Source organism: Streptosporangium sp. NPDC051022, assembly GCF_040683035.1.
GTDB lineage: Bacteria > Actinomycetota > Actinomycetes > Streptosporangiales > Streptosporangiaceae > Streptosporangium.
Genome location: NZ_JBFBCF010000069.1, coordinates 1 through 10116, shown reverse-complemented (window position 1 = coordinate 10116; position 10116 = coordinate 1). Strand labels below are relative to the sequence as shown.

Sequence of the window (10116 nt, the reverse complement as noted above, 5' to 3'; positions counted from 1 at the left end):
AAACGCTCGGCTGGGATACCCCAGCCGAGCGCCTCGCTAAGCTCCTGGCCGAAGCCAGTTAACAAGCCGTGTTGCAACGACCCCTGGAATCTGCCACGAGGGGAAGGGGCCCTTCTTCTCTCTTTCGAGTTCCCTTTCGGGGTTTCCTCTTCTTCCAGGCTTTTCGCTTTCCGAGGACGGGCCGTCAGCCTTTCCGCGCGGGTCCCGAACTCGGGCTCCGCGACTCTCGGACCGCGTGGTTTCCCGGGCGCGACCAGGTCAGCCGCAGTTGGCCCATCCGGCGCCCGTGTTGCCCGCGGGGCCGCCGCCGGTGAAGCGCACGCACTTGCCCTTGGCGGTGAGGATGACCGGGCCCGCGTAGTACTCGTAGTTGCCGCGGTCGGTCTTGCTCTCGCCGTTCTGGACCTCAAGGGTGGCCCAGACGGAGGTGGCGGTGCCGACGTCGGTGGTCTTCATGGTGACCACGCAGTTCGAGCCGGTCGAGGAGTTGTAGAGCTGGTAGGTCATCCCGCCCGCGAAGGACGCCGAGCGCTGCACGTAGTAGCCCGCCCCGCAGACCTTCTGCGGCGTGTACGGGTTGGCGCGCGGGGCCGGAGGCGCCGTCGGGGTCGGCTTGACGGTCGGCGGCGGGGTCGGCGCGACCCAGCTCGGCTTGGACGTCGCCGGGGCGGACGGCTCGATCGCCGGCTTGGCCGGCGGGGTGGCGGACGCCTCGGTGGTCGGCACGGTGGTCGGCACGGGACGCGTGGAAGTCGCCGTCGGCCTCCAGTTCCGCGTGTGGCTGGGGGAGGGCTTGACGGGCGCGGTCGGGGCGAGGCTCGGGCCGCTGCTCGGGCTGGTGCTCGGCTGGGCGGTCGAGGTCGCCGTCGGCGCCGCGGAGGGAGGCACCTCGGTCGGGTTCGGGCTCCCGCTCGGCGCCGGGGTGGGCGTCACGGTCACGGTCACCGTCGGGCTGGGAGAGGCCGTCGGGGCCGGTGACGGGTCGACCGGCGGCGTCGCCGTCGGCCTCCTGGTCGGCCTGGTGGCCGGCGAGGACTGGGGGCTCGCCTCCGCCGTCGGCGTGGCGGCCGGCGGCAGCGGGACGTTGGTCGGTGGGGCCGGGGTCGCCGGGAGGGTCGGCACGGTGACGGGCGGGGAGGCGAAGGAGGTCAGCGTCGGCACCGGCGGCTCGGCCGTCGGGTCCTCGGTGGCCAGCTGGAGCGGCCCGACGTCCGGGACCTGGGCCTCGGGCGTGGTGCCCCAGGGCACGGTCACCTTGCCCGCCGGGTCGTCCCCGGTGCCCTGTCCCGGTCCCTGTCCTTGGCCCTGGCCGTCGCCGCCCTGTGACTGATACGGGTTGCCGCCCTGGGACTGCTCGACCAGCGCCAGCGGCCTGTCGGAGACGGTCCCGTCGGCGGCGGCCCGCTCCACGTTGCCCAGCGAGGTGTAGTTCCCGGCGGCCCACAGGCCCAGTCCGGCCAGCAGGGCGACCACGCCGACGGAGGCGGTCAGTACGACGGGGAAGCCGCCGGTCCTGCCGCGCTCGCCGCCGGCGGCCACCTGGAGCACGATGGGGGTCTGTGCCGAGGACGCGGCCTCACGCGGAAGCGGCGGCGCACCCCAGCCGGAAGCCTCCGCCGGTTGCGGAACGGCGGCGGCACCCGGCTGCCGCGGTACGGCCTGCGGAAGGTCGTCCCCGGTGATCCGGATCACCGGCTGCTCGCCGAGCAGCCGCAGCATGGCGGCCTTGGCGTCCGGGCGCTCCTGCGGCCTTCCGTCCAGGCAGGCGGTCAGGAGGGCGGTGAGCTCGGGCGGCAGCCCGCCGAGGTCGGCGGAGCCGTTGAGGACAGCCTGCGGGTCCCCGCCGAAGGGCGCCCGGCCGGTGGCGGCGTAGGCGATGGTCGCCGCCCAGGCGAACAGGTCGGCGGGCTTGCCCGGAGCCGGGGCGGCGCCGCCGGTGAGGTTCGCGTGGACCAGTTCGGGGGCGTGGTAGTCGGGTTCCCTTCCGCTGACGCCCAGACCGATGTCGCAGACACGGGGACCGTCGGCGCCCAGCAGCACGGTGTCGGGGTTGAGGGCGCCGTGCGCGAGGCCGGCCAGGTGGACGGCGGTGAGCGCGGTGAGGGTGCCGACCGCGAGACGCTCCAGCGCGTCCGAGGTCAGCGGCCCGTCCGCCTCCACCGTCTCGCGCAGGGAGCGGCCCTCGACGTGCTCGCGGACGACGTAGGGGGAGTCGTCGAACCAGCCGACCTCGACGAGCTTGGCGGTGTGGGCGCCGGAGATCCGTTTCGCCGCGTGCAGCCGGTTGGTGATCTGCTCGCGAGCACGGGGGTCCGCGTGGGGGTGGGGAGGAAGAATCCGGATCACCCGCAGGGTCTCCTCGTCGGGGAGACGCCCCAGGTAGACGGCGTGGCCCTGGTCGCCGCCCAGGCGTCCGACGAGGAGGTAGACGCCTACACGCTCCGGATCTTCAGTCAATAATGGGTTGAAATCCCCCATTGCGATCCTTCCACCTCAAACTTCGATAAAGCCTTCCATAAGCTGATCTAGGGCTATCAAAGCAAATTTGACCAGTGAAGTTCACTCGTTTCACATGTCTTTCACGGGTTGTTCTCCAAGGGGCCCGGCTGCCACTCCCTGCGGCGTCCCATCGGGACGACGATCCTGCCGAGGGCGGCCAGGATCGTCCCGGCGAGGCCGAACAGGGCGACCCACAGCGCGACGGAGGCGCTCTCGCCGTCCCCGGCGGGCGTGTGCCGTATCGCGTCGGCCGACAGCGGGACCGGCTCCTGGGGGGCGAGCGCCACCTCGTCCGAGGCCAGGATCGCCGAGACCGCCAGCAGCGGATTGACCATGCCCGCGCCGGTTCCCGCCCCCGAGGCGCCGTCGGCGGTCCGCGCGATGCGCCAGCGCACCTGGTCCTTGTTCAGCTCCGGATAGCGGGCGCGGACCAGCGCGGCCACCCCCGCCACGTACGCCGAGGCGAAACTGGTCCCCTTCTCGTCCTCGACGTAGGTGCGGCCGGGCCAGGTGCTGGTGATGTCCTGGCCGGGGGCCAGCACCGTGACGGGGGTCGTGGTGTTGGAGTAGTCGCTCCTGGCCCCGTCGGGACCGGCGGCGCCCACCGAGACGACCCCGGGGTAGGCGGCCGGGTAGGCGGGCGCGGGGGTGCCGTCCGCCTTGTTCACGTTGCCCGCCGCGGCGACCACGACCGCGTCCTTGGCCAGCGCGTAGGCGACCGCGCGGCGCAGGTCGGGCTGGTCGCTCGCCTGGATCGAGACGTTGATCACGTCGGCGCCGAGCTGGGCGGCCCGGACGATGCCCATGGCCAGCCTGCCCAGGTCCCCGGTGCCGTCGGCGGTCTGCTTGATGGAGATCAGCTTCGCCTCGGGGGCGACCCCGGCGAAGGGGACCCCTTTGAGCCTGGCCCCTCCGATGATGCCCGCGACCGCGGTGCCGTGGCCCACGCAGTCGGCCGTCCCGGTGCCGGTGAGGTCGGTCGCGGTGGTCCGGGTCAGCTGCGGGTGCCCGGTGTCCACCCCGCTGTCGACGATCGCCACGGTTACCCCGGCGCCCCGGGTCAGCCGCCACACCTCCGGCAGGCTGAGCCGCCGCTGCGCCCACGGCTCACCGATGCTCGTCGTGCCGCGCGGGGGAGAACACGGAGCGGGGTCCGCGGCGGAGGCCGTGACCGGGAGCGTGGCGGTGACCATGGCGGTGACCATGGTGGTGACCGCCGCCAGCATCGACACCGCGACGAGCGCCCGACCGATCGCCATGCGTCCCCCAAGCCCGGTGAATACCGGCAGAACCCTACTCAACCCGATCAAGTTCCGTCACGACACGACGGGATTTCTCAGGTGGGGGGCGGCATCCGGCGGTCCTAAGCTGGCTGCCGTGAACGAGCGAAGTGAGCGGCTCCGCCCGCGCGGCGGCCGTCCGGGTCTCGACGAGAGCTGCGGGGAGCGGACATGAGCGAGTACGCGTGGGACGAGGCGACCGCGACCGGCGTCGGATCGCATCCCGGGGAGGACCACGCGGAGGCGGTCAGGGTCGTCTTCGGCGAGGTTCCCGCATTGCCGTACCTCCCGGAGCTGCCCGCGCGCGGCGTCGGCGCCGACATGATCGGGCGGACCGCCTCGCTGCTGGTCGAGCTCCCGGTCGAGGTGCAGCCCTCCGGATGGCGCTTCGCCGACCGGCCGGGGCGCGACTTCAAACGGGCCCGTGACCACCTCGTGCGCGACCTCGACGGGCTGGAGGAGGCCGCCCAGGGATACGAGGGGCCCTTCAAGCTCCAGGTCGCGGGGCCGTGGACGCTCGCGGCGGCGATCGAGCTGCGCCACGGCGACAAGACCCTCGCAGACCCCGGCGCGGTGCGCGACCTGGTGGAGTCATACGCCGAGGGCCTCGCCGCGCATGTGGCGGACGTCCGCAAGAGGGTGCCCGGCGCCTCGGAGATCGTGGTCCAGCTCGACGAGCCGGGACTGCCCGCCGTCCTGGCGGGCACGGTGCCGACCGCCTCGGGCTTCGGGCGGCTGCCCGTGGTCGACGTCCAGGTCGTCACCGAACGGCTCGGGGCGGTGCTGCCCCCGGGGACGTTCCCGATCGCGCACTGCTGCGCCGGGGCCGTGCCCTTCGGCGTCCTGCGCGGGGCGGGGTTCAAGGGCGTCTCGCTGGACGCCTCCCTGCTCAGGCGGCGCGACGAGGACGCGATCGGAGAGTCGATCGAGGCGGGGACGGCGCTGTTCCTCGGCGTCGTGCCCGGCCTGGACGCCCCGCTGCCCGACGTCGGGGTGGTCGCCAGGCCCGCCGTCGAGCTCTGGCGCCGCCTCGGCTTCCCCGCCTCCACCCTGGCCTCGCAGGTCGTGCTCACCCCCGCCTGCGGGCTGGCCGGGGCCTCGCCCGCCTACACCAGGGCGGCCCTGGCCAGGTGCGGGGCGGCGGCCCGGGTGCTGAGGGAGGACCCTGGGGAGTGAACCTCCGGTAAGGATTCCGGACACCTCCTCCGGCGGAGGCCGGACTCCCTTCGAAGAGGGCGCGGCGGGGTGACCCGCCCGTCCCGCCCGCGGGCCGCCCCGTCGCCGTCGCATGGCCGGGGCGGGGGGTTGTCCATGTGCGGGTAAGGCCGCCGCGCATTGTCAGTGGCCGGCGATAGCGTTTGTGTCGATCGGGTTGATGAGGGGAGAGCTGGCGATGGGCGCTGAGGTCGAGGGGGTGCCGGTTGCGGCGCTGGAGCGGCACGCGGAGCTGACCGAGCTGGTCGAGGAGGCCAACTGGCGTTACCACGTGCTCGACTCGCCCACCGTGAGCGACGCCCAGTACGACACGTGGATGCGTGAGCTGCGCGAGCTCGAGGAGGCCCATCCCACCCTGCGCACGCCCGACTCCCCGACGCAGAAGGTCGGTGCGCCGATCTCCAGCGACTTCGCCCCGGTCACCCACCTGCAGCGGATGGAGAGCCTGGACAACGCCTTCAACGCCGACGACCTCGTCTCCTGGCAGGCGCGGGCCGAGCGGCTGGTGGAGCGCGACCCGGCGCCCTACCTGTGCGAGCTCAAGATCGACGGCCTGGCGATCGCGCTGGTCTACGAGAAGGGCCGCCTGGTCCGCGCCGCGACCAGGGGCGACGGCCGGGTGGGCGACGACGTGACGGCCAACGTCCGCACGATCGCCGACGTCCCCAACCGCCTGGCCGGTGACGACGTGCCCGACCTCGTCGAGGTCAGAGGCGAGGTCTACATGCCCGTCGAGGGGTTCGCCAAGCTCAACGAGCAGCTGGTCGAGGCGGGCAAGGCGCCGTTCGCCAACCCGCGCAACTCGGCCGCAGGATCGCTGCGGCAGAAGGACCCCAGGATCACCGCGCAGCGCCCGCTGCACATGATCGTCCACGGTGTCGGCAAGTGGGAGGGCACCGCCCTGCCCCCGACCCAGTCGGCGGTCTACGAGCGGCTGCGGGGGTTCGGCCTGCCGGTCAGCGACCTCTACAAGGTCGTCGACGACCTCGACGGCATCAACGCCTTCATCGAGTTCTACCGCGAGCACCGCCACGACCCGGTCTACGAGATCGACGGCGTCGTGGTGAAGGCCGACCGCATCGAGATCCAGCGCAACCTGGGCTCGACCAGCCGGGCGCCCCGCTGGGCGATCGCCTACAAGTACCCGCCGGAGGAGGTCAACACCAAGCTCCTGGACATCCAGGTGGGGGTCGGCCGCACCGGCAGGGTCACGCCGTACGGCGTCATGGAGCCGATCGTGGTCGCGGGCTCGACGGTCGAGCGCGCCACGCTGCACAACGGCTCCGAGGTCGCGCGCAAGGGCGTGCGCATCGGCGACACCGTGGTGCTGCGCAAGGCGGGCGACGTCATCCCCGAGATCGTCGGCCCGGTCGTGGACCTGCGCGACGGCACCGAGCGCGAGTTCACGATGCCGACGCACTGCCCCGAGTGCGGCACCGAGCTGGCCTACGAGAAGGAGGGCGACGCCGACCTGCGCTGCCCCAACACCAGGGCGTGCCCGGCCCAGCTCCGCGAGCGGATCTTCTTCGCCGCCGGGCGCAGGGCCTTCGACGTCGAGGGCCTGGGATACGTGGCGGCCACCGCGCTGACCCAGCCGCTGCCGCCGCAGGAGCCGCCGGTCCGCACCGAGGCCGACCTGTTCGACCTGACCATCGACCGGTTGCTGCCGATCAGGTCGGTCGTCCGCGATCCCGACACCGGGCTGCCGAAGACCGACCCCGAGACCGGCGAGCCCAAGATCGTCTCCTTCTTCGCCAACCAGAGCGGCGAGCCGAGCAAGAACGCGGAGAAGATGCTGGAGGAGCTGGAGCGGGCCAAGGGCCAGCCGGTCTGGCGGGTGCTGGTCGCGCTGTCGATCCGGCACATCGGCCCGCCGACCGCCCAGGCCATCGCCGCCGAGTTCCGCTCGATCGAGGCGATCGCCAAGGCCTCGGAGGAGGAGCTCGCCGCGGTCGAGGGCGTCGGCCCGACGGTGGCGGCCGCGATCCGCGACTGGTTCGAGGTCGACTGGCACCGGGAGATCGTGACCCGCTGGAGGGAGGCGGGGGTTCGCATGGAGGACGAGCCGCCCACGGACCTGCTCCCGCAGACGCTGGCGGGCCTGACCTTCGTGGTGACCGGCACGCTGGCGGACTTCACCCGTGACGAGGCCGGTGCGGCCCTGGCGGCCAGGGGCGGCAAGGTGTCGGCTTCGGTGTCGAAGAAGACCTCCTTCGTGGTGGTCGGCGAGAACGCCGGGTCCAAGTACGACAAGGCGATCAAGCTCGGGGTCCCGGTCCTCGACGAGAACGGCCTCCGGATCCTGCTGAACGAGGGCCCGGAGGCGGCGGACGCGGTGGCGGAGAGGCCCGAGGTCACGGCGGAGGAGTCCGGGACGGAGAAGCCGAAGGCCGCGAGGACGTCGAAGAAGGCGAAGGCGGCGGCGGAGGGCTCCGAGGAAGAGGGTTCCGAGGAAGAGGGTTCCGAGGAAGAGGGTTCCTCCGAGGGGGCGGAGAAGCCGGAGGGTGCGAAGGCGGCGGTGACGCCGGAGGGGTGACCGCAGAGCTGCGGCCGGACCGGGGGCGACGGGAGACGGCGACCGTACTGTGAAGGCCGTTCAAAAGGCCGGTGACGGAACGTGCGCAATCGGTTTCGCGAAGTGGCCCAGAGGCCGTACTCTCCCATAGTGAACTAATGGGGGTTTTGTTACTCATGGCCGACCCAACCGACACACGCGACACCGGGCCGCGTGTGGGCTCACCCCTGTGGGCCTATCTCGCCGGGGTCACCACGATCGGGTTCGTCGCCCTCGTGACGGCCCAGTTGCTGATCAGCCCGGCGCAACTGGCCGACCTCGTCCGCAGCCCGATGTTCTGGATGCTGGCGGTCCTGGTCGTGCTGGGTGAGCTGCGCCCGGTGATGCTGTCGTCGTCGATGACGGTCGGCGGCACCTATCCGTCGACGATGTTCACCTTCGCCGCCCTGCTCCACTACGGGCTGCCGGTCGCCGTGCTGATGCAGGCGGTCGGCATCGTCGTCAACAGCGCCGTCACCCGCAAGGCGTGGCACCGGGTCATGTTCAACATCGCGCAGGCGACGCTGGCCTGCGCCGCGGCCGGGGCGGTGCTCGGCGTGTTCGGCGGCCGTTCGCTCCCGGAGATCACCTGGGTGCCCAGGGGGACCGACCTGCTCGCGATCGGGGTGGCGGGGCTGGCCTACTTCGTGGTCAGGGCGCTGCTGGTCTCCGGCGCGGTCGCGCTGCACGAACGGCGCTCCATCCACCGGGTGATCAGGACCACGATCGGCCACCAGAGCCTCGTCTACGCCGGGCTGCTCGGCCTGGCCCCGCTGGTCGTGGTCGTGATGAACGACTCCCCGGCGCTGGTGCCGCTCTTCCTCGCGCCGATGGCGGCGGTCTATTTCACCGCGACGCTGTCGGTCCGCCGGGACCACCAGGCGACGCACGACGCGCTCACCGGGCTGCCCAACCGCAAGATGCTCGTGGTCAGCACCGAGGAGGCACTCGCCGAGGTGCGGGCGGGCGACCGGGTCGGGCTGTTCCTGCTCGACCTCGACCGGTTCAAGGAGGTCAACGACACCCTCGGACACCCGGTCGGCGACCGGCTGCTGCAGATCGTGGCGCACCGGCTCACCCACAGCATACGGCCCGGCGACGTGGTCGCCCGGCTCGGCGGCGACGAGTTCGCGGTGCTGCTGCCCTCGATCAGGGACGCCGCGGCGGCTCGGGAGGTGGCCGCGCGGCTGCGGGTCGCCCTCACCGAACCGGTCAGGCTCGAGGGGATGACCTTCGACCTGGACGCCTCCGTCGGCATCGCCCTCTACCCCGACCACGCGCAGGACTTCGAGATGCTGTTGCAACGCTCCGACGTGGCGATGTATCTCGCCAAGGAGGGCCGTACGGGTGTCGAGGTCTACGTCGCCGAGAAGGACCGCAACAGCCCCGAACGGCTCAACCTCATCGGCGACCTGCGCAGGGCCATCGACCGCTCCGAGCTCCGGCTTCACTACCAGCCCAAACTGGACCTGACCACCGGGCGGGTACGCGGGGTCGAGGCCCTGCTACGGTGGCGCCACCCCGAGCGCGGAGTGATCTCTCCGAGCGAGTTCGTGCCGATGGCGGAGCAGTCGTACCTGATGCGGCACCTGACCCAGTACGTCATCGACGCGGCCCTCGAACAGGCCGCCCACTGGTGGCACACCGGCCTGCCCGAGCAGATCTCCGTCAACGTCTCCGCCCGCGACCTGCTCGACTCCGCCCTGCCCGACCGCATCGAGGCGGGCCTGGCGCAGTACCGCCTGCCGCCCCAGGCGATCCAGCTGGAGGTCACCGAGCGCGTCCTGATGACCGACCAGGCCTACACCGCCGACGCGGTCCGCGCCCTGGCCTCCCTCGGCGTACCGCTCGCACTGGACGACTTCGGCACCGGATACTCCTCGCTGGTGCGCCTGCAGCGTCTCCCGGTCTCCGAGGTGAAGATCGACGCCTCGTTCGTCCGCCGGATCGGCCAGTCCGGCGACGACGAGCGGATCGTCCGGTCCATCATCGATCTGGTCCGCTCCCTGGGGCTGCGCTCGGTCGCCGAGGGCGTCGAGTCGGACGAGGTGGCGATCCGCCTGGCCGACATGGGCTGCGAGATGGCCCAGGGGTGGCTGTTCGCCGAACCTATGTCCGCTCCCGAGGCCACTGCCTGGCTTCGTGAGCACCGGGGGCAGGCCGCGCTCGACCTGGGTTTCCTGCGGCAGGGCGAGGTCCTCGACCCGCAGACGGCCTGAGGCGTCTTTCCTGGGGCGGTACGGCAGTGGGTTTGATCGAGTGCCGGGGCTGTTCGCGGTTCGTTGTGGTGTTCGTGCTGCGGTTTGGGGGCGTCTGAGGGGGCGCGCTCCGGTGTTTGAGGGGTCCGCGGGGGTTCGTGCTCTGGTGGGTTCGCGCTTTGGTGTTCGGGGTTCCGTGGGGTTCGCGCTGCGGCTTGGGGTGTTTGTGGGTTCGCGCTGCGGTGGGTGGGTGGTCCGGCCGGCCGTTGTTGGTTGCGGTCTGGTGGGGTCAGGCCTTCGGCCTGGCGGGCGCGGTGGTTTCGGTCCTTTTATACGCCGGCCGGACCACCCACCCACCTCCGCGCACGAC

Annotated in this window: 5 protein-coding genes; 3 read left to right on the top strand and 2 right to left on the bottom strand. The window is 72.1% G+C overall.

What is annotated here, in order from left to right; translation table 11 throughout:
• Positions 1-258: 258 nt before the first annotated feature.
• The gene (locus tag AB0N02_RS46975; protein ID WP_363961643.1) at positions 259-2457 is read right to left on the bottom strand and encodes a serine/threonine protein kinase; all 2199 of its coding nucleotides are present in this window, start codon (positions 2455-2457) and stop codon (positions 259-261) included.
• 122 nt (positions 2458-2579) lie between these two features.
• Positions 2580-3758 (bottom strand): S8 family serine peptidase, encoded by a 1179-nt coding sequence (locus tag AB0N02_RS46970; RefSeq protein ID WP_363961641.1) that lies wholly within the window; start codon positions 3756-3758, stop codon positions 2580-2582.
• 192 nt (positions 3759-3950) lie between these two features.
• Here AB0N02_RS46970 and AB0N02_RS46965 point away from each other — a divergent pair, with 192 nt between their 5' ends.
• The 3 genes from AB0N02_RS46965 to AB0N02_RS46955 all read left to right on the top strand — a co-directional run bounded on the left by AB0N02_RS46965 (position 3951) and on the right by AB0N02_RS46955 (position 9767).
• On the top strand, positions 3951-4955 hold the full coding sequence (locus tag AB0N02_RS46965; protein WP_363961639.1) for a methionine synthase: 1005 nt from the start codon (positions 3951-3953) through the stop codon (positions 4953-4955).
• 199 nt (positions 4956-5154) lie between these two features.
• Complete coding sequence (gene ligA, locus AB0N02_RS46960) at positions 5155-7530, top strand: NAD-dependent DNA ligase LigA (RefSeq protein WP_363961637.1); 2376 nt, start codon at positions 5155-5157, stop codon at positions 7528-7530.
• 155 nt (positions 7531-7685) lie between these two features.
• On the top strand, positions 7686-9767 hold the full coding sequence (locus AB0N02_RS46955) for an EAL domain-containing protein (protein WP_363961635.1): 2082 nt from the start codon (positions 7686-7688) through the stop codon (positions 9765-9767).
• Positions 9768-10116: the final 349 nt, after the last annotated feature.

Bases quoted from the DNA above. Each gene is read 5' to 3' on its own strand.
- AB0N02_RS46970 (WP_363961641.1), bottom strand. From the start codon at position 3,758: ATGGCGATCGGTCGGGCGCTCGTCGCGGTGTCGATGCTGGCGGCGGTC.
- ligA (WP_363961637.1), top strand. From the start codon at position 5,155: ATGAGGGGAGAGCTGGCGATGGGCGCTGAGGTCGAGGGGGTGCCGGTT.
- AB0N02_RS46965 (WP_363961639.1), top strand. From the start codon at position 3,951: ATGAGCGAGTACGCGTGGGACGAGGCGACCGCGACCGGCGTCGGATCG.
- AB0N02_RS46955 (WP_363961635.1), top strand. From the start codon at position 7,686: ATGGCCGACCCAACCGACACACGCGACACCGGGCCGCGTGTGGGCTCA.